At 68.8% G+C, this 25,910-nt stretch carries 32 protein-coding genes and 2 tRNA genes; 21 read left to right on the top strand and 13 right to left on the bottom strand.

The window, feature by feature from the left end:
* The first annotated feature begins 166 nt into the window (after window positions 1–166).
* From gyrB to ACXJJ3_RS22370, 6 genes are all read left to right on the top strand, one after another.
* Window positions 167–2,257, top strand: coding sequence for a DNA topoisomerase (ATP-hydrolyzing) subunit B (gene gyrB, locus ACXJJ3_RS22395; RefSeq protein ID WP_458163781.1), 2,091 nt, complete (start codon window positions 167–169; stop codon window positions 2,255–2,257).
* Window positions 2,258–2,299: 42 nt separating this feature from the next.
* A complete protein-coding gene (gene gyrA, locus ACXJJ3_RS22390) occupies window positions 2,300–4,957 on the top strand; it encodes a DNA gyrase subunit A (protein ID WP_458163780.1) in 2,658 nt (885 codons plus the stop codon).
* The gene (locus ACXJJ3_RS22385; RefSeq protein WP_458163779.1) at window positions 4,957–5,865 is read left to right on the top strand and encodes a DUF3566 domain-containing protein; all 909 of its coding nucleotides are present in this window, start codon (window positions 4,957–4,959) and stop codon (window positions 5,863–5,865) included. The genes gyrA and ACXJJ3_RS22385 overlap by 1 nt, the downstream gene beginning before the upstream one ends.
* Window positions 5,866–5,962: 97 nt before the next feature.
* Window positions 5,963–6,036 (top strand) — tRNA-Ile (locus tag ACXJJ3_RS22380).
* A gap of 40 nt (window positions 6,037–6,076) precedes the next feature.
* Window positions 6,077–6,208, top strand: a complete 132-nt coding sequence (locus tag ACXJJ3_RS22375) for a DLW-39 family protein (RefSeq protein WP_209696738.1) — start codon at window positions 6,077–6,079, stop codon at window positions 6,206–6,208.
* Window positions 6,209–6,217: 9 nt separating this feature from the next.
* A tRNA-Ala gene (locus ACXJJ3_RS22370) sits at window positions 6,218–6,293 on the top strand.
* Between the two features lie 152 nt (window positions 6,294–6,445).
* Here ACXJJ3_RS22370 and ACXJJ3_RS22365 read toward each other — a convergent pair.
* Window positions 6,446–7,432, bottom strand: coding sequence for a phytanoyl-CoA dioxygenase family protein (locus ACXJJ3_RS22365; protein ID WP_458163778.1), 987 nt, complete (start codon window positions 7,430–7,432; stop codon window positions 6,446–6,448).
* A gap of 109 nt (window positions 7,433–7,541) precedes the next feature.
* Here ACXJJ3_RS22365 and ACXJJ3_RS22360 point away from each other — a divergent pair, with 109 nt between their 5' ends.
* From ACXJJ3_RS22360 to ACXJJ3_RS22340, 5 genes are all read left to right on the top strand, one after another.
* Window positions 7,542–8,177 carry a hypothetical protein gene (locus ACXJJ3_RS22360; RefSeq protein ID WP_458163777.1) on the top strand — a complete coding sequence of 212 codons (636 nt, stop codon included), beginning with the start codon at window positions 7,542–7,544 and terminating at the stop codon, window positions 8,175–8,177.
* Between the two features lie 166 nt (window positions 8,178–8,343).
* On the top strand, window positions 8,344–8,844 hold the full coding sequence (locus ACXJJ3_RS22355) for a DinB family protein (protein ID WP_458163776.1): 501 nt from the start codon (window positions 8,344–8,346) through the stop codon (window positions 8,842–8,844).
* A gap of 18 nt (window positions 8,845–8,862) precedes the next feature.
* Window positions 8,863–9,249 carry a mycothiol transferase gene (locus tag ACXJJ3_RS22350; protein ID WP_458163775.1) on the top strand — a complete coding sequence of 129 codons (387 nt, stop codon included), beginning with the start codon at window positions 8,863–8,865 and terminating at the stop codon, window positions 9,247–9,249.
* Complete coding sequence (locus tag ACXJJ3_RS22345; protein ID WP_458171933.1) at window positions 9,170–9,358, top strand: mycothiol transferase; 189 nt, start codon at window positions 9,170–9,172, stop codon at window positions 9,356–9,358. Before ACXJJ3_RS22350 ends, ACXJJ3_RS22345 begins: the two co-directional genes overlap by 80 nt.
* A gap of 50 nt (window positions 9,359–9,408) precedes the next feature.
* Window positions 9,409–9,744 (top strand): cupin domain-containing protein, encoded by a 336-nt coding sequence (locus ACXJJ3_RS22340; RefSeq protein ID WP_458163774.1) that lies wholly within the window; start codon window positions 9,409–9,411, stop codon window positions 9,742–9,744.
* Between the two features lie 9 nt (window positions 9,745–9,753).
* On the opposite strand, the gene ACXJJ3_RS22335 is transcribed toward ACXJJ3_RS22340, so the two are convergent.
* Entirely contained in the window at window positions 9,754–10,005 is a 252-nt protein-coding gene (locus ACXJJ3_RS22335; protein ID WP_458163773.1) for a hypothetical protein, read from the bottom strand.
* Window positions 10,006–10,093: 88 nt separating this feature from the next.
* Window positions 10,094–10,750, bottom strand: a complete 657-nt coding sequence (locus tag ACXJJ3_RS22330) for an alpha/beta hydrolase (protein ID WP_458163772.1) — start codon at window positions 10,748–10,750, stop codon at window positions 10,094–10,096.
* 46 nt (window positions 10,751–10,796) lie between these two features.
* Here ACXJJ3_RS22330 and ACXJJ3_RS22325 point away from each other — a divergent pair, with 46 nt between their 5' ends.
* On the top strand, window positions 10,797–11,144 hold the full coding sequence (locus ACXJJ3_RS22325) for a nucleoside triphosphate pyrophosphohydrolase family protein (protein WP_458163771.1): 348 nt from the start codon (window positions 10,797–10,799) through the stop codon (window positions 11,142–11,144).
* On the opposite strand, the gene ACXJJ3_RS22320 is transcribed toward ACXJJ3_RS22325, so the two are convergent.
* From ACXJJ3_RS22320 to ACXJJ3_RS22310, 3 genes are all read right to left on the bottom strand, one after another.
* On the bottom strand, window positions 11,119–11,700 hold the full coding sequence (locus ACXJJ3_RS22320) for a DinB family protein (RefSeq protein WP_458163770.1): 582 nt from the start codon (window positions 11,698–11,700) through the stop codon (window positions 11,119–11,121). The two genes, ACXJJ3_RS22325 and ACXJJ3_RS22320, sit on opposite strands and share 26 nt — an antisense overlap.
* Window positions 11,701–11,842: 142 nt before the next feature.
* On the bottom strand, window positions 11,843–12,319 hold the full coding sequence (locus ACXJJ3_RS22315) for an NUDIX hydrolase (protein ID WP_458163769.1): 477 nt from the start codon (window positions 12,317–12,319) through the stop codon (window positions 11,843–11,845).
* Between the two features lie 17 nt (window positions 12,320–12,336).
* Entirely contained in the window at window positions 12,337–12,732 is a 396-nt protein-coding gene (locus ACXJJ3_RS22310) for a nuclear transport factor 2 family protein (RefSeq protein WP_458163768.1), read from the bottom strand.
* Between the two features lie 86 nt (window positions 12,733–12,818).
* On the opposite strand from ACXJJ3_RS22310, the gene ACXJJ3_RS22305 reads away from it, so the two are divergent.
* The 6 genes from ACXJJ3_RS22305 to ACXJJ3_RS22280 all read left to right on the top strand — a co-directional run bounded on the left by ACXJJ3_RS22305 (window position 12,819) and on the right by ACXJJ3_RS22280 (window position 17,042).
* A complete protein-coding gene (locus ACXJJ3_RS22305) occupies window positions 12,819–13,391 on the top strand; it encodes a TetR family transcriptional regulator (protein WP_458163767.1) in 573 nt (190 codons plus the stop codon).
* Window positions 13,392–13,420: 29 nt separating this feature from the next.
* Window positions 13,421–14,179 carry an LLM class flavin-dependent oxidoreductase gene (locus tag ACXJJ3_RS22300; protein ID WP_458163766.1) on the top strand — a complete coding sequence of 253 codons (759 nt, stop codon included), beginning with the start codon at window positions 13,421–13,423 and terminating at the stop codon, window positions 14,177–14,179.
* Window positions 14,180–14,220: 41 nt separating this feature from the next.
* A complete protein-coding gene (locus ACXJJ3_RS22295; protein ID WP_458163765.1) occupies window positions 14,221–14,646 on the top strand; it encodes a hypothetical protein in 426 nt (141 codons plus the stop codon).
* On the top strand, window positions 14,616–15,470 hold the full coding sequence (locus ACXJJ3_RS22290) for a hypothetical protein (RefSeq protein ID WP_458163764.1): 855 nt from the start codon (window positions 14,616–14,618) through the stop codon (window positions 15,468–15,470). The genes ACXJJ3_RS22295 and ACXJJ3_RS22290 overlap by 31 nt, the downstream gene beginning before the upstream one ends.
* Window positions 15,471–15,558: 88 nt before the next feature.
* Window positions 15,559–16,173 (top strand): FMN-binding negative transcriptional regulator, encoded by a 615-nt coding sequence (locus ACXJJ3_RS22285; RefSeq protein ID WP_458163763.1) that lies wholly within the window; start codon window positions 15,559–15,561, stop codon window positions 16,171–16,173.
* A gap of 80 nt (window positions 16,174–16,253) precedes the next feature.
* On the top strand, window positions 16,254–17,042 hold the full coding sequence (locus ACXJJ3_RS22280; protein ID WP_458163762.1) for a putative hydro-lyase: 789 nt from the start codon (window positions 16,254–16,256) through the stop codon (window positions 17,040–17,042).
* Here ACXJJ3_RS22280 and ACXJJ3_RS22275 read toward each other — a convergent pair.
* From ACXJJ3_RS22275 to ACXJJ3_RS22265, 3 genes are all read right to left on the bottom strand, one after another.
* Complete coding sequence (locus tag ACXJJ3_RS22275; protein WP_458163761.1) at window positions 17,029–17,661, bottom strand: response regulator; 633 nt, start codon at window positions 17,659–17,661, stop codon at window positions 17,029–17,031. The genes ACXJJ3_RS22280 and ACXJJ3_RS22275 overlap by 14 nt on opposite strands.
* Window positions 17,658–18,878 (bottom strand): sensor histidine kinase, encoded by a 1,221-nt coding sequence (locus ACXJJ3_RS22270; RefSeq protein WP_458163760.1) that lies wholly within the window; start codon window positions 18,876–18,878, stop codon window positions 17,658–17,660. The genes ACXJJ3_RS22275 and ACXJJ3_RS22270 overlap by 4 nt, the downstream gene beginning before the upstream one ends.
* Window positions 18,879–18,962: 84 nt before the next feature.
* Window positions 18,963–19,376 (bottom strand): hypothetical protein, encoded by a 414-nt coding sequence (locus ACXJJ3_RS22265; RefSeq protein WP_458163759.1) that lies wholly within the window; start codon window positions 19,374–19,376, stop codon window positions 18,963–18,965.
* A gap of 326 nt (window positions 19,377–19,702) precedes the next feature.
* On the opposite strand from ACXJJ3_RS22265, the gene ACXJJ3_RS22260 reads away from it, so the two are divergent.
* Entirely contained in the window at window positions 19,703–20,368 is a 666-nt protein-coding gene (locus tag ACXJJ3_RS22260; protein WP_458163758.1) for a VanZ family protein, read from the top strand.
* Between the two features lie 61 nt (window positions 20,369–20,429).
* Here the strand turns inward: ACXJJ3_RS22260 and ACXJJ3_RS22255 are convergent, their stop codons facing one another.
* A complete protein-coding gene (locus ACXJJ3_RS22255) occupies window positions 20,430–21,029 on the bottom strand; it encodes a pentapeptide repeat-containing protein (protein WP_458163757.1) in 600 nt (199 codons plus the stop codon).
* 93 nt (window positions 21,030–21,122) lie between these two features.
* Here ACXJJ3_RS22255 and ACXJJ3_RS22250 point away from each other — a divergent pair, with 93 nt between their 5' ends.
* Complete coding sequence (locus tag ACXJJ3_RS22250; RefSeq protein WP_458163755.1) at window positions 21,123–22,013, top strand: NAD-dependent epimerase/dehydratase family protein; 891 nt, start codon at window positions 21,123–21,125, stop codon at window positions 22,011–22,013.
* A 4-nt stretch (window positions 22,014–22,017) separates the two neighbouring features.
* Complete coding sequence (locus ACXJJ3_RS22245) at window positions 22,018–22,773, top strand: protein phosphatase 2C domain-containing protein (RefSeq protein ID WP_458163753.1); 756 nt, start codon at window positions 22,018–22,020, stop codon at window positions 22,771–22,773.
* Here the strand turns inward: ACXJJ3_RS22245 and ACXJJ3_RS22240 are convergent.
* The 3 genes from ACXJJ3_RS22240 to ACXJJ3_RS22230 are packed head-to-tail and all read right to left on the bottom strand — an operon-like array spanning window position 22,761 to window position 25,856.
* A complete protein-coding gene (locus ACXJJ3_RS22240) occupies window positions 22,761–23,687 on the bottom strand; it encodes a DUF4328 domain-containing protein (protein WP_458163751.1) in 927 nt (308 codons plus the stop codon). The two genes, ACXJJ3_RS22245 and ACXJJ3_RS22240, sit on opposite strands and share 13 nt — an antisense overlap.
* Before the next feature lie 28 nt (window positions 23,688–23,715).
* Window positions 23,716–25,239, bottom strand: a complete 1,524-nt coding sequence (locus ACXJJ3_RS22235; protein ID WP_458163749.1) for a glycerol-3-phosphate dehydrogenase/oxidase — start codon at window positions 25,237–25,239, stop codon at window positions 23,716–23,718.
* Complete coding sequence (locus ACXJJ3_RS22230; RefSeq protein WP_458171932.1) at window positions 25,236–25,856, bottom strand: TetR/AcrR family transcriptional regulator; 621 nt, start codon at window positions 25,854–25,856, stop codon at window positions 25,236–25,238. Before ACXJJ3_RS22230 ends, ACXJJ3_RS22235 begins: the two co-directional genes overlap by 4 nt.
* Window positions 25,857–25,910: the final 54 nt, after the last annotated feature.

Below are 25,910 nucleotides of genomic sequence, written 5' to 3'. Positions count from 1 at the left end.
GCCCCCCACCCGCGAGAGGGGACATGGTGACGAGGGCGAAAAGACGCCCTGAGGTGAGTTTCAGGCGCCTGATGGCAGGTTCTGCTTCGGTCGACGGGTAGAATGGAGGCCGTAGAGCGAGCCGCGCCTTTGCCATCACCGTAGAGGGCGGCTCTACTGTGCCGCGATGCCTCGCGAACGCGGGGTCCGAGGAGGACAACCACCGGTGACCGACGAGCCGATCGAGATCGACGCCAACCAGTCCGCCGACCCCATCGGCCCCAGCGATACCACCGCACCCGATCTGGACGAGATTCCCTCGTCGGTCGTCGAGCGGGAGTACGACGCGAGCGCCATCCAGGTCCTGGAGGGGCTGGACGCGGTCCGGAAGCGTCCCGGGATGTACATCGGGTCGACCGGTGAGCGGGGTCTGCACCATCTGGTCACCGAGGTGGTCGACAACGCGGTCGACGAGGCGATGGCGGGGTACGGCGACCGCATCGTCGTGACGCTGCTCGCCGACGGCGGGGTACGGGTCGAGGACAACGGCCGCGGTATCCCGGTCGGCATCGTCGAATCCGAGGGCAAGCCGGCCGTCACCGTCGTACTGACCGTGCTGCACGCCGGCGGCAAGTTCGGCGGCGGCGGTTACAAGGTGTCCGGCGGTCTGCACGGCGTCGGCGTCTCGGTCGTGAACGCGTTGTCCACCCGGCTCCAGGTCGACGTGAAGACCGGCGGCAAGCTGTACACGCAGACGTTCACGATGGGCAACCCGGACGAGGACCTGGCCGAGATCGGCACCTCGGACTCGAACGGCACGACCATCACCTTCTGGGCCAGCCCGGACGTGTTCGAGACCACCACGTACTCCTACGAAACGCTGGTCACCCGCTTCCGTGAGTACGCGTTCCTGAACAAGGGCCTCGAGTTGGTGATCCGCGACGAGCGTCCGGACCACGTCGACGAGGACGGCAAGCCGATCGAGCAGTCGTTCAAGTACAACGACGGCCTGGTCGACTACGTCAAGTACCTCACCGGCATCCGCGAGACCGTGCACCGCGACGTCATCTCGTTCGAGGCGGCGACCGCGGACGACACCATGAGCCTCGAGGTCGCGCTGCAGTGGAGCGGCTCCTTCCAGGAGTCCGTGCACACCTTCGCGAACGCGATCAACACCCACGAGGGCGGCACGCACGAAGAGGGCTTCCGGGCCGCGCTCACCTCACTGGTCAATGGCTTCGGCGAGGACCAGGGGATGATCAAGAAGAAGGAGGACAGGCTCACCGGTGACGACATCCGCGAGGGTCTGACCGCGATCATCTCGGTGAAGCTGGCCGAGCCGCAGTTCGAGGGCCAGACCAAGACCAAGCTCGGCAACACCGAGGTCAAGGGCTTCGTCCAGCGGGTCGTGAACGACAAGCTCGGCGCCTGGTTCGAGCAGAACCCGGCCGAGGGCCGCGAGATCATCCGCAAGGCGAGTGCCGCGGCGAGCGCCCGGATCGCGGCCCGCAAGGCCCGCGACCTGGCCCGGAACCGCAAGGGTCTGCTCGGCGGCGGCGGCCTCCCCGGAAAGCTCGCCGACTGCCAGTCGACGAACCCGGAGGAGTGCGAGGTCTACATCGTGGAGGGTGACTCGGCCGGCGGCTCCGCGAAGGGCGGCCGGGACCCGAAGTTCCAGGCCATCCTGCCGATCCGCGGCAAGATCCTGAACGTCGAGAAGGCCCGGATCGACAAGGTCCTGCAGAACAACGAGGTCCAGGCGATCATCTCGGCGCTCGGCACCGGCATCCACGAGGACTTCGACGAGGACAAGCTCCGGTACCACAAGATCGTGATCATGGCCGACGCCGACGTCGACGGCCAGCACATCCGGACGCTGCTCCTGACGCTGCTGTTCCGGTTCATGCGGCCGCTGATCGAGCGCGGTCACGTGTACGCCGCGCAGCCGCCGCTGTACAAGATCCGCTGGAGCAACCAGCCGCACGAGCTGGCGTACACCGACCGCGAGCGCGACGGCCTGCTCGAGGCCGGTGCCGAGGCCGGCAAGAAGCTGCCCAAGGAGAACCCGATCCAGCGCTACAAGGGTCTGGGCGAGATGAACGCGAACGAGCTGTGGGACACCACGATGGACCCGGCGAACCGGGTGCTCCTGCAGATCACACTGGACGACGCGATCCGGGCGGACGAGACCTTCCAGACGCTGATGGGTGACGACATCGAGGCGCGGCGCAGCTTCATCCAGCGCAACGCCAAGGACGTTCGCTTCCTCGACATCTGATCTTGCAGCCCTCCGACGTACTGATTTGAACGGGACTTATTCATGACCGAGACCCCCACCTCGCCGGGCCACGACCGGGTCGAGCCGCTCGACCTGCAGACCGAGATGCAGCAGTCGTACCTCGACTACGCGATGGCCGTGATCGTCGGCCGCGCGCTGCCCGAGGTCCGCGACGGCCTGAAGCCGGTGCACCGCCGGATCCTCTACGCGATGTACGACGGCGGTTACCGGCCGGACCGTGGTTTCAACAAGTGCTCCCGCGTCGTCGGTGACGTCATGGGTCAGTACCACCCGCACGGCGACTCGGCGATCTACGACACCCTGGTCCGGCTCGCGCAGCCGTGGGTGATGCGGGCGCCGCTGATCCAGGGCCAGGGGAACTTCGGTTCGCCCGGTAACGACCCGGCGGCCGCGATGCGGTACACCGAGTGCCGGATGGCGCCGCTGGCGATGGAGATGGTCCGCGACATCGACCAGGACACCGTCGACTTCCGGCCGAACTACGACGGCAAGTCGCAGGAGCCGGTGATCCTGCCGGCCCGCTTCCCGAACCTGCTGGTCAACGGCTCGTCGGGGATCGCGGTCGGCATGGCGACGCAGATCCCGCCGCACAACCTGCGCGAGGTCGCGGCCGCGGTCGACTGGGCGCTCGAGCACCCGGACGCGACCCGGGAGGAGCTCCTCGAGGCCTGCCTACAGAACATCAAGGGCCCGGACTTCCCGAACGGTGCGCTGATCGTCGGCTACAAGGGCATCGACGACGCGTACCGCACCGGTCGCGGCTCGGTCACGATGCGCGCGGTCGTCGACATCGAGGAGGACGCGAAGGGCCGCACCAGCCTGGTCGTCACCGAGCTGCCGTACATGGTCAACCCGGACAACCTGGCGCTGAAGATCGCCGATCTGGTGAACACGGGGAAGCTGAGCGGCATCGCGGACATCCGCGACGACAGCTCCTCCCGGACCGGTCAGCGGCTCGTCATCGTGCTGAAGCGGGATGCCCAGCCCCGCGTCGTACTGAACAACCTCTACAAGCACACGCCGCTGCAGGACACCTTCGGGTGCAACATGCTGGCCCTGGTCGACGGCGTACCGCGCACGCTCAGCGTGGACCTGTTCATCACCCACTGGATCGACCACCAGATCGAGGTCATCCAGCGGCGGACCCGGTTCCGCCTGCGCGAGGCCGAGAAGAACGCGCACATCTACCGCGGCTACGTAAAGGCGCTCGACGCCCTCGACGAGGTGATCGCGCTGATCCGGCGCAGCCCCGACGTGGACGAGGCGCGCACCGGCCTGATCCAGCTGCTCGACATCGACGAGATCCAGGCGCAGGCCATCCTGGACATGCAGCTGCGCCGGCTGGCCGCCCTGGAGCGGCAGAAGATCATCGAGCGGTTGCAGGAGCTCGAGGCGATCATCGCCGACCTCGAGGACATCCTGGCCAGCCCGGAGCGGCAGCGCACGATCGTCAAGGACGAGCTCGGCGAGATTGTCGAGCGGTACGGCGACGAGCGGCGTACCGAGATCATCGCCGCCGACGGCGACCTGTCGGTGCAGGACCTGGTGCCGGACGAGGACGTGGTCGTCACGATCACCCGCGGCGGGTACGCGAAGCGCACCAAGACCGACCTGTACCGGACGCAGAACCGCGGCGGCAAGGGTGTCCGGGGCGCGCAGCTGCGGGCCGAGGACGAGATCAGCCACTTCTTCGCCACCACGAACCACCACTGGATGCTGTTCTTCACCACCAAGGGCCGGGTGTACCGGGCGAAGGTGTGGCAGCTGCCCGAGTCTGCTCGGGACGCGAAGGGCTCGCACGTCGCCGGCCTGCTGTCGTTCCAGCCGGACGAGGAGATCGCGCAGGTGCTGACGCTGCGTGACTACGACCAGGCGGACTACCTGCTGCTCGCGACCAAGAAGGGCCTGGTCAAGAAGACGGCGCTGCGGGACTACGACTCCGCGCGGCAGAGCGGCATCATCGCGGTGAACTTCCGCGAGGACGACGACGAGCTGATCGGGGCCGACCTGGCCAGCGCCGAGGACGACCTGCTGCTGGTGTCCCGGAAGGGCCAGTCGATCCGGTTCACCGCGAGTGACGACCAGCTGCGGCCGATGGGCCGGGCGACGTCCGGTGTGACCGGGATGAAGTTCCGGTCCGGGGACGAGCTGCTGTCGATGTCGGTGATCCGGGCCGGCGCGGACGAGGACTCGCAGTTCGTCTTCACGGTCACCGGCGCCGGGTACGCCAAGCGGTCGAAGGTCTCGGAGTACCGCCAGCAGGGTCGCGGCGGGCTCGGCATCAAGGCGGTCAAGCTGAACGACGACCGCGGCTCGCTGGTCGGCGCGATCATCGTCGTCGAGGAGGACCAGGTGCTGGCGATCAAGGCCAGCGGCCAGGTCGTCCGCAGCCGGGTCGACAGCGTGCCGGTCAAGGGCCGGGACACGATGGGCGTCCGGTTCGCCGGGGTCGGCGAGTCCGACGCGGTGGTGGCGATCGCCCGGAACACCGATCTGACCGTCGCCGAGGAGGAGTCAGAGGGGTCCGACGCGGGTACTGTCGCTGAAGGTGCCCAGAATGTGGACGGATCGACAACCGAATCCCCCTCTGAGAGCGTCCAGAATGGTGACGAGCGTTCGACGGAGGTTGACGGCGCGGCTACCGTCGAAAGCGACGAAGCCGGCCAGGAGGGTGACTGATGACCAACCGCGCGAGGCCGAACTGGCCTGAGGGTGCGGCCGACGGCTCCAAGTCCCAGCGCACCGCGCCGGGCGGGAAGCCGGCTGCTGCCCCGGGCAACCCGGCTTCCAACGGTCGTTCCAACGGCGTCCCCGGCGCCAACGGCCAGCAGCGAGCCGCGACTCCGAACGGTCAACGACCGTCGGAGTACCGCCCGCAGCCCCGTCCGGGTACTCCGGGTGCCGGATCGGCTCCGGTGCGTCCGCAACAGGCGCCGAGTACGCCGGGCCGTCCGGAGCCGTGGGCCACTCCCGGCCCGGTGCCGGGCGACGTCGCTGCGAACGGCGCAGCAGCGAACGGAGCGGCGTACGGCGAGCAGCCTGACGAGAAGACCGAGTCGTTCGGTGACCGGATGAACGCGGCGCGCCAGGCCGTCCTGGACAAGGCCGCCGCGGTGAAGGCGGCGAAGCCGGACAAGTCCGCGGAGCGTGCCGAGCGGGCCGAGGCCAAGCAGGCCCGGCTCGCCGAGAAGGACGCGAAGTCGTCCGGCCGGCCGCAGACGCGGAAGGCCCGGCTGCGGATGTCCCGCATCGACCCGTGGTCGGTGATGAAGACGGCGTTCCTGCTGGCGATCGCGTTCGGCATCGTCACCTGGGTGGCGGTCTTCATCATCTGGTCCGCGATCGGCGCGGCCGGCGTGTTCGACAACATCAACTCGACCGTCCGCGAGGTCCTCGGCACACCGACCGGCGAGCCGTTCCGGGTGGAGAACTACATCAACACCGGCAAGGTGATGGGTTTCACGACCCTGCTCGCGTGCGCCGATGTGCTGATCATCACCGCCCTCGCGACCCTCGGATCCTTCCTCTACAACATCGCCGCCGCGCTCCTCGGCGGCCTCGAAGTCACGCTCGCGTCGGAGGACTGACCGGCCCCGGCCGGGCCGATCGAGGCCCGGCCGTAACCGGTTTGGGAGTACGGCACTTGGTGCGGTAATCTCTCCCGGGTTCGACACCGCAGAACGCGGGCCTATAGCTCAGTTGGTTAGAGCGCTGCCCTGATAAGGCAGAGGTCACTGGTTCAAATCCAGTTAGGCCCACCCATCACGTAGTTCGAAGTTCCGATCCGAGGAGTCTCCAGTGCTCAGAAAGTTCCTGCTGGTGCTACTGGCCGGCGTCGGCGGATACTTTGTCTACAAGAAGACCCAGCAGTCCCGCGCCGAAAAGGACCTCTGGGCCGAGGTCGCCGACCCGGTAACCCCGGGCCACTGACCACCCCACGGGGGCGTAGCTCAACTGGCAGAGCACTGCCTTTGCAAGGCAGGGGTTAGGGGTTCAAGTCCCCTCGTCTCCACCAAAGCATTTCTTCCAGAAGTTCCGCCAGCGGATCTTGCCACCGGCCGGGTCGATGAAACCCAACCGTCCTCCCCCGGCTCGGCGTCCCGGCAGTTGGGCTTGGTTCTCCACGACTGTGGCAAACCCTGTGGATACATCGATGTTTTCGCCGGGTCAGCGCGGCGCCGTGGTCTGCCAGGGCGTGATGTCGAGCTTCGGATACCTCTGGGTGATGCCGGCGAGCGTCTGGGCGGTCCAGAACGGATGGCCGGGTGCAGGAAAGCCGAACAGTTCGAGCTGGCGTGGCGTTGCGCGGTGGACGAACTCGTACCAGGCCGGTTCGTGGCTGCGTGTCGCCCACGCGATGCGCTGGCCCCAGTCCGCATCCGCCGGCCGATAGATGAGCTGCATTGAGTACCGTGCGCCCAGCGCTTTCCGCAGTCCGGTCCCGCGGTGGAACGTGCGGGTGTTGAACGCGATCACCGTTCCCGCTGGAGCGGCCCCGGATTCCTCGGCGTCGTACAGACGGCTGTTGTCGTCACGGGAGACGAAGTCGCCGCTACCGCCGTTGCGTGGGTAGAAGTTCGGGTTCATCGGGAGGTCCGCGGTGTGGTCGTACGGCACCAGGTGCGGCGGCCCGAGCTCTTCGGGGACATCGACGAGAAAGACGAACAGTTCGAGGTGCTGGTATCGGTCGTCGGTGGATGGCACCAGGATCGTTTGGTTCAGGTAGTCGCGGTGCAGTGCCTGGTCGTACGACGTGGCACCTGTGTACTTCGCCCATGCCTCAGCCGATGACAGCCGCAGATCGGTCTGTCCGAGCAGCAGCTCTGCAAGTTCCACGATCCTTGGATGCACCGCAAGCATGCTGAACTCGGTGCCGGCGAACGGGAAGGCGTCGATGCCGTCGAACTCGTCCTCGACGTACCTCGACCGGCGATCGTCCGTGCCGTCGTGAAATCCCTCGGCCGTCGGAAACATCGTCGCCAGTTCGCCGAGAGCCGGCGCCAGCTCCTCGGTCGACAAGAACCCGGGCAGAATCACAAACCCACGCGTTCGCCACTCGTCCAGGACATCCCCAGGCCGCATGACCGCCACTCTGCCGAGGTTCTGACTCAGCACGCAATCGGTTTTCGCTAGCTCTCGTTGTTCGCCGCGCACACCGCTCCCCGGCATCTTTCGATCGCCAACCAGGGCTCGGCCGGTGTGCCGAGGTGGTGGACCAGGCGCGGCGGATGATGGCTGGATGGCTGTGTTTGAACGGGTGCCGATGGGTGAGCCGGTGGCGCGACTGGGGGTGGCTGTTGGCAGGATCGCTGCGTTGACTCGGGATCGGGCGGTCACTGGTTTGTCTCATGTGGATGCGGATGACACGGTCGGCACCATCGGTACTGATGATGCGATCGGGTTCGATCCGTTTCCTCTGCTGCGGGCGTTGCAGCGGTCGGGTGTCCGGGTCGTGGTGATCGGCCAGGTGGCCGGCATCATGCATGGGTCGATGGAGCTCACCGGTGATCTTGATCTGTTGTGGGACGGTGACCCTGCCGACGCGGCCGCGCTCGCCGCGGCGTTCGCCCAGGTCGAGGGTGGACCTGCCGTCTTGAAGGACGAGGACGGCCTGCCGGTTCCGTGCGAGGCTGCGTCGTTCCTCGGTCCCAAGGTGTTGTTCTCTACCGCCACTGTTGGCGGCGACTGCTGTACTCCCGCGCTTCCTTGGGGCACTCTCCCCGTTGCGGAGTACTTCGCACGCAGCCTCCAGGCGGTGGCGGACGACGGGCTGGAGGTCCACTACCTCCGCTTGGACGATCTGGTCAGCATGCGCCGAGCTGCGGGTCGTCCCAAGGACCACCGTCGAGCCGACGAACTCGACCGCCTGGCTGCGGGGGATGGCGCTCGGGGGCGTTGACGTCAGGGGCTGCGCTCGTCGGAGTACACGAAGGTGATGGCGCCGCGAAAGACACCGTCTGCTTCCAGGTCGGTGTTGAAGTCGATCGCGATGATGTCGCCCATGCTGATGGGGCTGTCTTGTTTACAGCCTGCGCTGCTCAACTGCCCAGCCCTATTGTCGGGGGATGGTGTTCAGGGCGGGTGTGGAGCGGGTGGTGCCGGGGCGGGTGGTTGGGGAGCGGGAGGGGTTGGTTCAGCAGTTGGAGTTTCAGCGGGCGACTTTGGTGGGGAAGTTGGATGGGCTGGATGAGGCGGCGTTGCGGCGGGTGATGACGGGGTCGGGGGTCAGTCTTTTGGGGCTGGTGAAGCATTTGGCGGGGACTGAGCAGGGGTGGTTTCTGAAGATTTATGGCGGGGTTGACGAGCCTGATCTGTGGCCGGCGGATGAGGACTTTCGGGTGGGGGACGACGAGACGGCTGATGGGCTGGTGGGGCAGTATTTGGCGGTTTGTGAGCGGGCTCGGGGTGTTGTTGCTGGTGGGGAGCTTGATGATGTGGTCGTGACGCCTTGGGGTGCGGAGGTGAATCTGCGGGCGATTCTGCTTCACATGGTGCAGGAGACGGCGCGGCACAACGGGCATGCGGACATCATTCGGGAGGGAATCGACGGGACCACGGGGTTCTGACGGGGGTAGTTTTCGGGCATGTCGGTTTGGGGTGTGCCTGAGCGGGTGGAGCCGCCGGTTGATCCGGTGGGTGAGTTGGAGGCGTTGGTGGGGCGGCTGGAGTTTCAGCGGACCACCTTGCTGGTGAAGTGTGGTGGGCTGAGGCCGGAGCAGTTGGTGGTGCGGGCGGTGCCGCCGTCGCGGTTGTCGTTGTTGGGGCTGGTGCGGCATCTGTCGGCGGTCGAGGGGTGGTTCCACGAGTACGACGGGCAGCCGGACCACCGGTACTTCTGGAACTACGTACGGGCGCGAGGAACAGTTTCGAGGACCTCGACCCGGGGACGACCTGGCGAGTTATCAGGCGAGTGTCGCCCGGTCGCGGGCCGCCGTCGCGGGGGTCGGGCTGGTCGAGCGGAGTCCGGGTGAGGACTACACGCTGCGGTGGATCTACCTGCACATGATCGAGGAGTACGCCCGGCACAACGGGCACGCCGATCTGCTGCGCGAGTGCATCGACGGCGCCACCGGCGAGTAGCTGTTCGGTGGTCCGCGGGTGCACACTCTCCTTAGCCGGAGGGGGCGAAGATGAACGGTGAGCAGTCCAAAGGGGTCTCCGTGGAGTTGCTGGCGTCGGTCGATCTCGGGGTCGAGATCCCGGGCATGGACGGACATCGGCTGCGGATGCGGATGGTGACGATCGAACCGGGCGGGGTCTTCGGCCCGTTGCACGACCACGTCGGCGGGCCGGGGACGGTATACGTCCTCGAGGGGACGATCACCGACCACCGCGACGGCAGGACGACCGATTACGGACCAGGCCTCGGCTGGCCCGAGGACCGGAATACCGTGCACTGGCTGGAGAACCGCGGCACGGTGCCGGCCGTCGAGATCTCGGTCGACGTGGTCGAGTCGGCCGGGTAGGTCAAGGAGCTACCGCGGGACGAGCCACAGCTGCCACGGGTCGTTGGCGCCCGGGCCAGTGCCCTTGCAGTAGTAGTCGGACCAGTCGCCAGGGCGCGTGGCTAGTTGCCATTGTCCCTGGTTGAGGCAGTGTTCGAGCGTCGCGTAGTACCCGCCGGACTGGGCAGGGCCGCCGGCGTGGGCCGGGGTGGCGACCGCGACAGAGGTGGCGGCCGTTGCGAGCAGCATGGTTGCTGCGGTCAACAGTCTTCGGTTCTTCATATGTGCACCCGTCTGTCGGCTGGCTGGTCGCACCAGCAAACCGCCCCGTCCGTCAGCAGGCCACCCTTTCGAGCGCTGTTGAACGGTCCTACTGACCGAAGGCCCAGTGCACCATCGACGGGAACTCCGCTTGCCAGAACGGATCGCCGTGGTTCCCCGGGCGTTCCGTCAGGATCACGTCGACGTTCGCGGCGCGGAGCGCGTCGTACCAGCGGGTTGCGTTCTCGAGGAACCAGGGCTCCTCGGTGCCGGCGACGAGGTACGTCCGTGGTAACCGGTCAAGCAGGTCCGACGGTGGGTGGTAGCCGCCTCCGGGGGATGCCGCGAAGACCGAGCCGTAGACGTCGGGGTGCCGGACGCCCATCGCGAGAGCGAGTTCCGCGCTGGCGGAGACGCCGAACACCGCGGTCCGTTCGGCCGGGAGCGCGACGCCGAAGCGTGTGCGGACCCAGTCGCGGACCTCGTCGACGAAGAACGTCTCGTGGGCCGCGAACAGCTCCGGTTCGAACGACGGCGAGTACTCGCGGATCCGCACCATCTCGTCCGGATCGTCCGTCCGATGTACGCCGGCCACCAGCGTCGGAGGTACGTCGGCACGCGCGAGGTCCGGGCCCCACTGCGAGATCAGCTGGCCGTCGCCGGCGTACACGACGGCCTCCGGCATGGTCGGCGGTACGTAGACGGTGACTTGGCGGCCGCCGTCGTACGCGAAGGTCTCGGTGACGAACTCTCCGGTGCTGTCCATCGATCTCTCCGTCAGGGTTGTCGGTGCGGGCTGGCAGACTTGCGCGATGACCGAGCAGAGCGCGTTCGACTTCAGTGGTTACCAGGCAGCCGCGGCGCGGACCGCGGGCCTGGTCTCGACCGATCACCCGATTGTGTACCCGACATTGGGGCTCGTGAACGAGGCGGGCGAGGTCGCCGGCAAGGTGAAGAAGATCTTCCGGGACCGGGCGGGCGTGATCACCGACGCGGACCGGGAGGCGCTGACGCTCGAGCTGGGCGACGTGCTCTGGTACCTGTCGGAGTTGTCCACAAGGCTGGGGATCCGCCTCGAGGATGTTGCCGAGCGCAACATTGCGAAGATCGCGGACCGGAAGTCGCGGGGTGTTCTCAGCGGTGACGGCGACGATCGCTGAAGTGGTCGGCGGCCGACTGGATCTCTGCGTGGCGGTCGTTCCAGAACGCGGGATCGTCGGCGACGGCGGCACCACCTCCGAGCCGCCCGTCGAGCTGCTCGCGGAGGATGTCCGCGTGGCCGGTGTGCTGGCTGGTCTCGGCGAGCATCCGGATCAGCAGTACGCCGAGGGTCGTGTCGCGGTGGCCTTCCGCCCAGTGCGCGACGTACGCCGGACTGTCGAGCTCGAGGTCCGCGACCGTACGGTCGGAATGCGCGGCGAGCTCTCGGTACAGGCCGACGACGTACTCGCTCGACTCGTCCGGCGTCGCCCACAGGTCGATCTCCGTCGATACGTCGTCCCGGAACCACGACGGCCGCACCGGTGGCATGCGCCCGAGCGCCTCGCCGAGGTAGCCGTACTCCAACCCCGCAAGGTGTTTGACCAGCCCGAGCAGGTTGGTCCCCGTCGGCACCAGCGGCCGACGGCGGTCGTACTCCCCCAACCCGTCAAGCTTCCCGAGCAACGTGAGCCGGGTCCCCTGCAACACCCGCAACAGCTCAGCCTTCGAATCCATCCCGCAACCTCCGGTACGTCTCGTCGAGCAACCGACCCGCCTCCACATAGGCCTGTGATCCGTCAGCCGCACCCACCGCGGCGGCAGGTGAAAGAAGGTGCGCGGCTTGCGGGAAGTCTGACAGGCTGTCAGGGGATCGACGTCAGCGCTCGACCAGCCCGCCGACGGCGATCGCCGGTACTCGCCCGGTTCGTGGGCGGGATTCCCACAACGCGATCCCCACGTCGACGAGTGCCGCCCGGTGCAGTCCAGGTACGTCGGTGATCGGTGTCCAGGCCGACTCGGCCGTCTCGCCGTTCGGCTCCGGGCGGGTGGTTCCGCCGGTGATGCGGGCCGCGTAGAAGACGCCGATGTTCTGGTGATCCCCGCGCCCGCGACGCCGACGTACGGCGGCCGGCACGATCCGTGAGTCGATCCCGAGCAGTTCCTCGACCACCGACTCGTACCCGGTCTCCTCCATCACCTCCCGCGTCACCGCGTCGAACGGATCCTCGTTCTGCTCGACGCCCCCGCCCGGCAACGTCCACCAACTCCCGTCCCCGTACGGCGACACGTACCGCGCGAGCAGCACCCGCCCGTCGTCGACGCACACCGCGTAAGCACCCACCCGCTGACTCATCCCCCGAACCTAGTGCGTCAGCTGGTCAGGTCCGGGATCGTGTGGGCGCCGACGTAGTCGCGGAAGAGTTTGATCTGGCCGTTCTGGATGCGGAAGACCTGGATGCAGCGGGCTTCGAACGGGGCGCCCGTGGTCGTGTGGCGGGCGTTCGTGGTGAGTTCGAGGACGACGACCTCGGGGTCGGCTGTGTGGTGGAGCTGGTTGGTGTGCAGGTCGATGATCTGGATCGGGCGGTCGCTGGTGCGGAGGGAGAACTCGCGGATCGCTTCGCGGCCTTCGAGACGGGTGGGGAGGCCGCCGACCGCGAACGGGAGTTCGATCACGCCGTCTTCGGCGAACAGGTCGGCGAAGGCGTTGTAGTCGCCGGCGATCAGGTGCCGGCGGCGGAGTTCCAGGACTTCCTCGGGGGTCATGATGCTCCTTCATTCAACGGATGTAGAACGGTTCAACGAGCGTAGAACGAAACCGGCGACGGGTCAACGGTCGTAGAATGAATCCGATGAGTGAGCCCACGCCCCGGCCGTCGCGGGCCCAGCAGCGGATCGACACGCAGGAGCGGATCCTGTCCGCCGCGGGCCGGTTGTTCGCCGCGCTCGGCTACGACCGGACGACGATCCGCGCGGTCGCCGCCGCGGCGCAGGTGGACGCCGGGCTGGTGATGCACTACTTCGGCAGCAAGGAGCAGTTGTTCGCGCAGGCGACGAAGACCGAGACGCCGCTGGTCACCGGCGACACGCCCGAGGAGGTCGCCGAGGAGTTGCTCGGGATCCTCCGGCAGTCGCTGATCGAGGAGCCGATCGCGTCGCTGGCCGCCCTCCGCTCGATGCTCACGCACCCGGACGCGGCCGCCGAGGTCGGCAACGCGCACGCCGAGCGCGTGAAGGTCAGCAAGGCGATCCCCGGCGTCGACGGCAACCTCCGCGCCGCGGTCGTGAGCGCGATCCTGATCGGGGTGGTGCTCGGCCGGCACCTGGTCAAACTCGACGAGCTCGCCGACGCCGACCCGGACGAGATCGTCGAACTGCTCCGCCCGGCGGTCCTCTCGCTGACCAAGGCCGACCAGCCGGAATAGGCCCGGTCCACGCCGGGGTTGTCGCCGGTATGAGCCTTGAGTTCGGAGTCATCCTCCCGACGTCGACACCTGATCCCGACCAGCCGATCCTGGGTGACGTCCGGGAGAGCGCGCGGTACGCCGAGGAGGTCGGGCTGGACTCGGTCTGGTCGACGGATCATCTGATCGCGAGCGCGCCGCTGCTGGAGAGTTCCGTCGTACTGGCGACGGCCGCGGCGGTGACCGAGCGGATCACGATCGGGTACAACGTGATGCTGCTGGCGCTGCGGCCGGTGGCGTGGGCGGCGAAGCAGATCAGTGCGCTGCAGTACGTCTCGGGCAACCGCGTCGTGCTCGGCGTCGGTACGGGCAACCCGGCGCACGGCGCCGCCGGATGGGAGGCCGCCGGGGTCGAGTTCACGGACCGCGGCCGGCTGACGGACGAGGCGCTCGCCGTACTGCCCGACCTGATCGCCGGCGCCGAGATCTCGCCGAGCGCGAAGGTGCCGCCGATCTTCGTCGCCGGGAACGGCGTACGGGCGCATCGCCGGGCGGCGAAGTACGCCGACGGATGGGCGACGATCGCGCAGTCCCCGGACGAGGTCCGCGCGGCCCTGGACCGCATCAACGAACGTGCCGACGGCAAACACCTGAAGGCCACCGTGGTCGCCCCGCAACTCACCGGCGACCCCCTCGAACAACTCGCCGCCTACGAGGCTGCCGGCACCGAGCGCCTCATCTTCCCACCCACCGGCGACTGGCGCCGCGACTACGACCAGGCTGCCGAGCTCCGCAGTCGTCACGTTTGAGACATGGTGTTTCAAGTATCAAGTCTGGTACTTTGAGACCCATGAGCGAATCGACGAACAAGGCAGTCAGGGCGATGTACGTCGGCGCCGGCCTCACCGTGCTCGGGGTGGCGGCGCCGATCGTCGACGGTGCGACCGGAGATCGGCTCGGCCACGGGCTGCTCGCGGCCTACCCGGGACGCACGCAGTACGCGGAGATGGCGAAGTCCAGCATCCTCACCTATCTGTTCACGATCAGCGCGATCGGTCTGATGGCGTGGCTGGTGCTCGCCTGGGCCGGCCGCCGTGGCAAGACCTGGGCCAAGCCCGCGGCGACCGCGGTGTTCGTGCTCGGGTCCGCGATCCTGCTATATGACTTCACCCAGCCGCATCCGCTGTTCGTCACGGTCGCGGGCGCGCTGCCGTGCCTGGCCGGGCTCGCAGCGGTCAGCTACCTGTGGAAGCGCGACCCGGCGACGGCCCGATGACGCTGGCGGGTGGGCCGACCCGGCGTCGGCAGCGGATCTCCGACGAGGAGACCGCGCGCCGGATGCTCGACTCGGCGGTCGCGATGGTGAACGCGTCCGGTCTGACCGTGAGCCTCGAGCACATCAGCCTCGAGGACGTGATCCGCGATTCAGGAGTCTCGCGGAGTGCGGCGTACCGGCGGTGGCCGTACAAGGACCTGTTCGTCGGCGACCTGCTCCGCACACTGGCGAAGGCGGCGGTGCCGGCCATCGTCGGCGCGCAGGGCGGGACCGCGCTGGTTCGGGCGATCGTGACCGATCACGCCGACGAGTTGCAGACCGCGGAGGGGCGGCGGTGGGTGTGGAGCGAACTGCTCCGGCGCGGTGCCTGGCACGACTTCGACGCGATCCACCGGTCGACGGAGTGGCGGACGTACCTCGCCCTGCATGCGACGTTCGAGAGCCTCGCGGACGGCGAGCTCCGGGACGAGATCCAGGAGGCGCTGGCCGCGTCCGAGCAGGGATTCGTGGAGCGGATCGCAGCGGTGTACGAGCGGATCGCAGACCTGCTCGGGTATCGGTTGCGGATGGGATCCGAGGTCGGGTTCCGGACCGTCGCGACGCTGGCGAACGCGACGATGCGGGGCCTGGTGATCACCGCGCAGTCGACGCCGGCGGCCGCGACCGAGCGTCTGCACGCCGATCCGCTCGGCACCGGCCGTCCGGCCGACTGGTCGTTGCCGGGGCTGGCGATCGCCGCCGTCGTCAGCGGGCAGGTCGAGGCGGACCCGACGGTGATGTGGAGTGCCGAGCGGGTCGCGTCGGTGGTCGCCGCGCTCGTCTGAATGGGTTGGTGAAACCGCGGGCGAATGGATCTGCCGTGGCGGGCCGGTCGGGGTGAGACTGGGGAAGACCCGTGAGTTGAGGATGTGGATGATGTACGTTCCTGCGCATTTCGCGCCGGATGAGGTGGCCGTGCAGGAGTTGCTGGCTCAGCATGGTGCGGCGGATCTGGTGACGATGACGGCGGACGGGTTGCTGGCGACGATGCTGCCGTTCGTCCATGATCGTGAGCGGAACGTCCTGCTCGGGCATCTCGCGCGGAACAACGAGCACTGGCAGCGTCCGGCGATCGGTGAGGCGTTGGTGATCATGCGCGGGCCGGACGCGTACGTCTCCCCTGCCTGGTACGCGTCGAAGCGGGAGCACGGGCGCGTCGTCCCGACCTGGAACTACCTCACCGCGCACGTCTACGGAACGCTGACCGTGTACGACGACCCCGCCTGGGTCGAGGACGTCGTACGGCGGCTGTCCGAGCTGCACGAGGCGGGCCGGCCGGAGCCGTGGTCGGTGGATGACGCGCCGGCGAAGTACGTCAGTGGGCAGCTTCGGGCGATCGTCGGGGTGGAGATCGCGATCTCCCGGATCGAGGCGAAGTTCAAGCTCAGCCAGAACCGGCCGGCGGCGGACATCGACGGCGTGATCGACGGGCTGCACGCCGCCGACGAGCACCCGACCGCCGAAGCGGTGGCCAAGTACCGACCTTGACACTCCACGAACTCGTCGTCTGACTCTTGTCGTATTGTTGAACAATATCTATCGTGGGATCACCTGAGCAAGGGGGTCCCATGACGATTGCAACGCTGACCGCGGCGCAGGCCCGCTCGCTGTTCCGGGACGACTGCAGCGTGCCGACCACCGGCTGGGCGGGCGGCTACACACAGACGAACCTGATCGCCGTCCCGGCCGACTGGGCGTACGACGTGCTGCTGTTCTGCACGCGGAATCCACAGGCCTGCCCGGTCCTCGACGTCAGCGATCCGGGCGACCCGACGACGCGGCTGGCGTCCGGCGCCGATCTGCGGACCGATCTCCCGCGGTACCGGATCTGGCGCGACGGCGAGCTGGCCGCGGAGGTGCCGGACGCGACCGAATTCTGGCGGGACGACCTGGTCGCGTTCTCGCTCGGCTGCAGCTTCACGTTCGAGTCCGCGCTGGCCGCCGAGAGGATCCCGCTGCGGCACGTCGAGCAGGCGCGGAACGTCGCGATGTACCGGACCGACCGCGCGTGCGAACCCGGCGGCCGGCTCCACGGTCCGATGGTGGTCTCGATGCGGCAGATCCCCGCGGACCGGGTCGACGACGCGGTCCGGATCACCCGGGCGATGCCGGCCGTGCACGGCGGTCCGGTGCACATCGGCGATCCGGCCGGGCTCGGGATCGCCGACCTCGGGCGGCCGGACTTCGGCGATCCGGTGGACGCGGCGGACGGCGACGTACCGGTGTTCTGGGCGTGTGGGGTGACTCCGCAGGCGGCGTTGATGGCGTCGCGGCCGCCGTACGCGATCACGCACGCGCCGGGGTACATGTTCGTCACCGACCGGCGTGACAGCGAGTACCGGCTCAGCCTGGTGTGAGCAAGCCGCGGTTGTACGCCTCCGCGACGGCGGCCGCGCGGTCGGAGACGTCGAGCTTGGCGTAGATGTTCAGCAGGTGCGTCTTCACCGTGGCCTCGCTGATGAACAGGTGCCGGGCGGCCTCACGGTTCGTGTTGCCGCCGGCAACCAGTTGCAGTACTTCGAGTTCCCGCGGGCTCAGCAGCTGTTCCGGGGTGCGCGGCGCGCGGACGTGGTTCATCAGCGTGTTGGCCACCGACGGCGCGAGCACCGAACGACCCTCGGCGGCGGAGCGGACCGCGCGGAGCAGCTCGTCCCGCGGCGCGTCCTTGAGCAGGTACCCGGTGGCGCCGGCCTCGATCGCGGGTACGACGTACCCGTCGGTGTCGTACGTCGTGAGCACCAGGACGCGCGACCGGACGCCGCGCTCGGCCAGCTCGCTGATCGCGTCCAGGCCGTTCACGCCCGGCATCTGCAGGTCCATCAGGATCACGTCCGGCTGCAGCGACTCGGCCAGCCGGATCGCCTCCGCGCCGTCGCCCGCCTGGCCGACCACCTCGAACTCGGGTTCCGCCGCGAACATCCCGCTCAGCCCGTCGCGGACGATCGGGTGGTCGTCGGCGATCAGCAGCCGGATCATGCGCCCGCTCCGGTCAACGGCACGGTCGCCGAGATCGCCGTACCGAATCCGGGCTCGGACTCGATCTCCAGCGTCCCGTTCAGCGCCTCGACCCGCTGTCGCATCGCGACCAGCCCGAACCCGCCGGACTCCGACGCCGGCCGGGGCTCCGCCGGATCGAACCCGGCGCCGTCGTCCCGCACGTCCAGCGCGACCTTCTTCTCCATGTACGACAGCGTCACACCCACCCGGGTCGCCTGTGCATACTTCGCCACGTTCGCCAACGCCTCCTGTGTCGCGCGGAGCAGGGTCGACTCCGCCTCGGGCGTCATCACCCGCTGCGTGCCGGTAGTGGTCAGTTGTACGTCGACCCCGTGCAGCGCCGACCACCGCCGTACGACGTCCGCGATCGCGTCGCCCAGCGTCGCCGACTGCAGCGGCTGGGGACGCAGCGCGTGCACCGACCGCCGCGCCTCGGTCAGGCTCTCCCTAGCGAGCCCGATCGCGGTCGTCACGTACCGTCGCCAGTCGTCCGCGGTTTCGGCGGCCTGCAGCTGCGCGACGATCCCGGTCAGCCCCTGTGCGAGCGTGTCGTGGATCTCGCGGGCCATCCGCTGCCGCTCGTCGATCACCCCGGCCTCGCGGGCCTGGGTCACCAGTTGCTCGTGCAGTACGGCGTTCTCAGCGAGCGTCGCCTCGAGCCGCTGGTTGGTCTCGGTGAGCGCGTCGACCGCGTCCTTGCGCTGCTGGCTGAGCACCTCGCCGCGGCGGCCGAGCCAGGACGCGAGGCACATCCCGACCACGTTGACGCCGATCACGGCGGCGGTCCCGAGCAGTCCGAAGATGTCCGACTTCGGGATCGCGTACGACTGGGCGTATCCGGCGACGACCGCGACGCTGCCGACGCCGACCAGCTCGATCGGCCAGGGCAGCAGGATGAACGTGTAGAAGTAGCCGGCCGGGGTGAGGAAGCCGAACCACGGATCCCGCACCACCAGCACGGCCAGCAGCAGGACGTACCCGACGATGAAGACGCCGATCCAGCGCTGGTCGGTCCGCTTGGCCGGGCGGAGGGTGAACATGCCGAGCGTCCACACCGCGATCAGCGCACACAGCACCAGGTCGACGGTGAGCGACCCGGGCCGGTCGCGCTTGATCAGGATGGTGACGGCGGTGAGGCATGCGAGGAACACATACGGCACCACCGTCAACCGCACCGGCCAGACGCGCTCGCTCACACCTCCACCTCGCTGCGCTCGGTTCCGGTGTGAGCGAACGCGTTGCTCGGCTCTACTTTTGCTCGCTCGCTGCGCTCGCTCATGTCACTTAGTGAACACCGAGCGAAGGTGCTTGCCGTTCACCACGAGTGTCACGCCGAGCAGCAGCAGTCCGCAGACCGCCTGCTCACCCTTCATCCACAGCGGGAACGTGCCGGGCAGCGCGATGATCACGAAGATCGCAACCAGCATCACGGCCGACACGATCCGGAGCCGCAGGTAGCCGCGGTGGGAACCCTTGGCCGCACGGCGGGCGAAGAGGAAGGTCAGCAGCGAGCTGCCGACGACGATCGTTCCGCGGACCCAGACGGCGCTGTTGACGACGTCGGTGTGGTGCCGCAGGACGATGATCGCGATCAGTGTGAGCACGCTGATCGCGAGGTAGCCGGTCACCAGGAGTTGCACGCTCCGCAACGCGGCGGCGCTGCGCGGGTGTCCGACGTTCGCGGGGGTAGTCATCTCGGTGGGTCCTTTCCGGGGTGTTTTCGGTACTACGACTGTCCCGTTCGGACCCGGTCCGGCACATCGCCCGGGCGGCTCCACCCGCCTCCACCGATCGGTGGAGCGGCCCGCTCCACCGGTCCGCCGCTGGCACATGATCGTTGCCCCGAGCACCTTCCTTCCGTGTCAGTTTGTGCACGGACTGTCACGAACTGTCACGGACGGTTTACGGCTGCGTGCAGATGTCCGGACAGGGGTTCCGGCGGCGGGAGGCGGCGGCAGATGGTCGTCCTGGAAGTCGAGAAGGGTTCGAGTCAGCCGGTCGACCACGGAGGACCAGACGCGTGCTCGAGACTTATCGCGGTATCCCACACCTCTTGGACACCTGGCTCGTGCTGACCGGCATGACGTTGCCGATCGCTCTCTCCTCGATGCGCCACCGCGGCGACCTGATTCCCCGGCTGGCCGCGCTCTGCCTCCCGGCGGCGTTCGCGCTGGTGGTCGCGGCCACCCTCACGCCGACCCCGCTCCGCTACGGACCCGTCGGGATGTGCGGGGCCAGGATGGAGGGGATCGGCGGTCTGACCTCGATCCAGGCGCCGCTCAACGTGCTGCTGTTCGTCCCGTTCACCGGGATGCTGACGCTGGCCGGTGGTCGCCGTTCGGCGGCGATCGCGGCCGGGATCGGGCTGTCGGCGGCGATCGAGGCGATCCAGTCGCTGTTGCCGTCGCTCGGCCGCACCTGTCAGTTGCACGACGTACTGACGAACTCGCTCGGGTCCGTCTGCGGCGTCGGCCTCGCGGCGGCCCTGCAGACGGTCGCCCACGGACTGCTGGCCACGACCCGCGGGCGCCGGTTGGTCACGGCGCCGTACGTCGTCGAGCACACCGGACTGCTCGTCGTACGGTCCAGACCACCGGCCCGGCATCGCCGCGGGACGCTGGTCGCGCCGACCCGTCGTAACGCGGCTGGGAGATATCACAGAACGAATACACAGTTATCCGGATAGTTATCCACAGGCTGTGGATGGGACCGTGGATGACCGTGTGACTACCTGGGGATATCCACAGTCACGGCCGTACGTCGAGTCCCAGGGCGGCCGCGATCACCATCGCTTGGGTAACGTCGATCCGGGCGTCCTTGAGCGTGACGGTCAGCGGATCGAGCGTCGACAGGTCCGATCCGCGCAGGTCCGCGCCGGAGAAGTCGGCCTTCTGCAGCATCGCGCCGGACAGGTCCAGATCCCGGAGCACCGCCTTCTGCGCCCGGACGCCGGTCAGGTCCGCCTCGCGGAGCCGCACGCCGGTGAACTCGGTGCCCTTCAGGTCCGCGCCCGGCAGCCCGGTGAACGACCAGTCGCCGCCGGACACCTTCATCAGGCTGTGCGCGCAGTCGTCGAAGAAGCTGCCGACGAACTTGCACCGGGTGAACGTCGTGTCGAAGAGTGAGCAGCGGACGAACGTGCAGTTCACGAACGCGGCGTCGGTGTGCGTCGACGCGTTGAACCGGACCCCGCGGAACGTGCACTCCTCGAACACCGCACCGCGGTTCTCCACCTCGGTCAGGTCCGCGTCGACGAACAGCACCCGCCGGTACGTCTGCCCCGACGGATCCGCGTCGTCCCAGTCCCGGACGGTCGACTCGGTAGGCGCTGCCGCATGTGTAGCCATAGCGTCACCCTGCCATGCCCCACCTACAGAGTTGTGATGTTAAGGCAGGAGAACGGTAGGGCGACCGACAAATATGGGCCGCACGATGGAGGGGTGACCGGAACTGAGCGGGTGATGGTGTTCGGCGCGGGAGGCTTTCTCGGCGCCAGGATCTGCGCGCTGCTCGCCGACCGGGGTATCGAGTACCGCGGGCTGAGCCGGACCCGGAGCGAGCCGTACCGGCGCTGCGACCTGACCGCGATGCACCCGTACGCGCTGGACACCCAGATCGGGATGTACAAGCCGACCGTGATCATCAACGCGGTCGGCGCCACGTTCGGTGCGCCGGCCGAGCTGGTCCGGGCGAACGTGATCGCCGTCGAGGCGCTGCTCGCCTCCGTCCGCGACCACGCCGGGCACGCGCGGTTCGTCCAGCTCGGTTCCGCGGCCGAGTACGGCGGCGCCGCGCACGGGACGAGCATGCCCGAGCACAGTGCCCCGCGTCCGCTCGGCCCGTACGGGATCACCAAGCTGGCCGGGTCCGAGCTCGTCCTCCGGGCGCAGCGGGCCGGCGCGGATGCCGTCGTACTGCGGATCTTCGACGTGATCGGGCCGGGGGCGCCGGACAGTACGCTCACCGGCCGGGTGATCCGGGACCTGCGGACGCGGCAGCTGATCGAGGTCGGGGCGCTGGACGTCTGGCGGGACTTCGTCGACGTCCGGGACGTGGCCGAGGCGGTCCTCGCGGTCGCGCTCGCGGACGGGAAGCTGCCGCCGCTGCTGAACGTCGGTACCGGCCGGGCGACCCTCGCGCGGGACGTCGCCGGGCAACTCTTCGAGCTCAGCGGCCTGGCGGCGACGATCGTCGACGAGGCCGGTCAGGAGACCCTGCTCGGTGCACCGTGGCAGCAGTCCGACAGCACGCTGATCGGCGAGCAGCTCGGTTGGTCACCCAAGGTCGCGCTCGACCAGTCTCTCGCCGACAGTTGGGCTCAGCGAGACTAGACGGGTGCAGATTCGTTCGCTCAGTGAGGCCGCGCCGGATCGGCGACCACCTGCCGTCAACGAGGATCTCGTCCTGACCGGCCCCGATTTCGCGCTCGTCCTGGACGGCGCGACGGCACCGAAGGGCGTCGACTCCGGCTGCCTTCACGACGTCCCGTGGCTGGTGAAGCAGCTCGCGATCCAGCTGGCCCCGGCGCTACTTGCGCAGACGTCCGCCCCGCTGCCCGACCTGCTCGCGGAGGCGATCGCCAACGTCCGGGCGACCCACGCGGACACCTGCGACGTCAGCAATCCGGACAGTCCGTCGTCCACGGTCTCGATCGTGCGGCTGCACCCGGACCACGTCGAGCACCTGGTCCTGGCCGACTCCCCGGTCGTGATGCGGTCCGCCGGCGGGCAGATCACCGTCCACAGCGACGACCGGATCGCGCAGCTCCCGGAGCGGACACTCGAGGCGGTACGCCGGCTGCGTAACCAGCCCGGCGGGTTCTGGGCCGCGAGTACCGAACCCAAGGCGGCGTACGAGGCGATCACCGGCAACACCGACCTGGCCGCCGTCGACGTGATCGCGATCCTCTCCGACGGCGCCTCCCGCTTCACCGAGCTGTACGGGCATTCCTGGGCCGAGCTGATCGACGTACTCACGACCGCCGGTCCGCGTGAGCTGATCGACCGCGTCCGGCAGTACGACGCGACCACGACGGAGGGCCGGTGGAAGCAGTACGACGACGCGAGCGTCGTCCTGCTTCAGCGGCCGTAGGTGGGGAATCCCGGACCGGGGTGCCGCGGCGCGTACTGCGGTGTCAACGGCGGGCGGTGGTCCTGCACCGGCGGTGGCGGCGCCATCTGTTCGTCCTGCCAGTCGCCGACCTGTCGCATCAGCAGGGCCATCGCGACACCGGCCACGATCAGCAGCACGGTCGCGACCGTGAACCCGATGTCGACGGCGAGCGCGACGTGCACCATGAAGTCCTGTAGGTCGTACACGTCGACGTACTCGCCGGTGCCGTTGTCGGTCGCCTGGACCAGGCGGACGACCCACACGATGAACCCGATCAGCGCGATCGCCCCGCCGCCGACCGTGATCACCCAGAAGCCGGTCCACGTCGCCCACCACCCGACCAGCAGCGTGCGGACCCGCCCGAGCGGCTTCTCAGGCGGCCTGCTGGCGCGGACGACGTCGTCGACGACCTGGTACGGGTACCAGAACTGCACGATCGGGCAGACCCACGAGCCGATCACCCAGCCCGGTGCGTGGCGGTGCAGGAGGTACTGCGGCACGACCGGCCGCGGGGCGAACGGTGAATGCAGGAAGTCGACGTTGTCCCGGGCGCGCCACAGCCAGATCAGGAACGCGATCGCCGTCCCGATCAGCAGGTAGCTGAGGAGGTCCAGGAACGGCCCGGCGCCGGCGACCGATCGGGCGCCACGCTCGATCTCGGCGTCCGAGAGCAGCCCGTACACGAGTCGTTTGACCTGGTCGTACGAGCGCCAGAGCAGCACGCACTGGATCACCGCCGCGACCGCGGTCAGCCCCATCAGCACCGTGCTGACGATGGCCAGCGCCCGCAACGGCCGGAACCGCGGCAACACCGGCTGGTACGGCACGGGCTGATACGGCCCTGGCTGGAATTGCGCGGGTTGATACGGCCCGGGCTGATACGGCTGCGTCACCTTCCACCTCCCCGCAGCTAAGTTAACCTCAGACCGCGGCGAACGCCTCCCGGACCGCGGGCAGCGCCAGCTCCCGGTCCGTCGCCGACAGGCCGATCCGCGTCCGCCGATCGAGTACGTCGTCCTCGGTCAGCGCGCCCTCGTGCCGGATCGCGAACGCCAGCTCGGCGTACGTCGTCCGCAGCCCGGGCGCGATCGGATCCCGCCACTCCGGCGGACCGTCGATCACCCGCGGCGCCTCCACGCCGTACCGCTGGACGAACCGCGCCGGCGCCCGGACCGCGGCGAGCTGCACGCGATCGGCCGCGCCGACCAGCGGGATCCGGTGCGTCTCGCACTGCCGCCGGACCTCGACCTCCGACTGGTCGAGCGCCGTGTCGAGGACGTCCTCGGCCATCCGCCGGTACGTCGTGAGCTTGCCGCCGACGATCGTCACGACGCCGTCGTCGCTGGTGATCACCGCATGCCGCCGGGAGATGTCCGCGGTGCCGCCGGACCGGCCGGTGTCGAGGAGCGGCCGCAGCCCGGCGTACGTGCCGAGCAGGTCCGCGCGGGTCACCGGCTGCTGGACGGCGGCGCTGATCGTGCTCAGCAGGAAGTCGATCTCGGCGTTGGTTGCCTCCGGTACGTCGCTGACCGGGCCGGGGGCGTCCACGTCCGTGAGGCCGACGTACACCCGGTCGTCCGGCGCCGGGATCGCCATCACCACCCGGCGCAGCTCGCCCGGCACCGGCACCGTGAGGACCGCGGACAGACCGCCGAACACGGACTGTGGCAGCACCAAATGGGTGCCGCGGCTCGGTCGGAGCTTGATGCCGGAGGCAACCTGATCGGCCCAGATCCCGGTCGCGTTGATCACGATCCGCGCGTCCATTGACAGCGTCTCGCCGGTCAGCTGGTCGACCAGCACCGCGCCCTGCCCGGTGACGTCGGTCGCGGCCACGTGGGTCAGGATGCGGGCGCCGTACTGCGCCGCGGTGCGGGCGATCGCGACCACCAGGCGGGCGTCGTCGTACAACTGCCCGTCCCAGGTGAGGAAGCCGCCGCGCATCCCTTCCGGGCGCAGTGTCGGCGCGTAGCGCAGGATCTCGGCCGAGGACACCCGGCGGGAGTGCGGGAGGTAGTCGTCGCTGGTCCGCGCGAACGTCCGCAGTACGTCGCCGCCGAGGAACGCGGACCGCAGCAGCGCGGCCTGCACGAACTTTGCCTGCGGCAACCATGGCGCGATCTGCGGGACCGGATGCACGAGGTGCGGCGCGGTCGTCTTCATCAGGATCCCGCGCTCGACGGCGCTCTCGTAGGCGATCCCGACGTGACCGGACGCGAGGTACCGCAGGCCGCCGTGCACGAGCTTCGAGCTCCACCGGCTGGTGCCGAACGCGAGGTCGTGCTTCTCCACCAGGGCAACGCTCAGTCCGCGGGCGGCCGCGTCCAGCGCGACGCCGGCGCCGGTCACGCCGCCGCCGATCACGAGCACGTCGACCGCCGTCAGCTCGCCGAGCTCCCGGGTCCGGCGGGCCGCGTTCAGACTCGCGTTGCCGAAGGTGGTCATGGCATCAGGTACCTCGTCAGCATCACGCGCAGCTCCTCGTCGAGCTTCGGGTACTCGTTCTTCTCCGCCATCACCGGGCCGGAGACCGCTGACGCCAGCGAGACCAGGATGATCTGCCGGGCCAGCCAGACCGGGTCGCCGTCCCGGATCGAGCCGTCGGCCTGCCCCTGGCGGAGACCTTCCTCGACCAGCGCGAGGTGCGCGACCGTGCTGCTGCCGCGGCGCTCCAGCAGGTACGGCGTGAGGAACTCGGGGTCGAGCTCGATGATCTTCCGCATCAGCGGGTGCACCCGGGTCTTGGCGACCACCTCGACGACACCCTCGACCAGGCGCGCGCGGCCGTCGACGGCGTCCGGCTGGAACGCGGACACCAGCGCGATCGTCCACTCCCGGGTCATCAGCGCGGCGACCACGGCCTGCACGTTCGGCCAGCGCCGGTACAGGGTCGCGCGGGAGACCTCGGCGTGCCGGGCGATGTCGGCCATCGTCATCCGGCGCATCCCGATCGCGAGCAGCAACTCGTACGCCGCGTCCAGGATCCGCTCCTCGCCGATCGCGTTCGCCGGCGTCGGACGGGTGCTGGTCTCTTGCTCTGTTTCGCTGCTACGCTGAGACATCACATGCCAAAGTGTATCAGCGCCTTCGTTTTCCCGGAACTGTGCAGCGGCTTC

Source organism: Kribbella sp. WER1 (genome assembly GCF_054189145.1).
The sequence above is the reverse complement of the archived record's forward strand: the minus strand, read 5'-3'. Positions and strand labels throughout refer to the sequence as shown.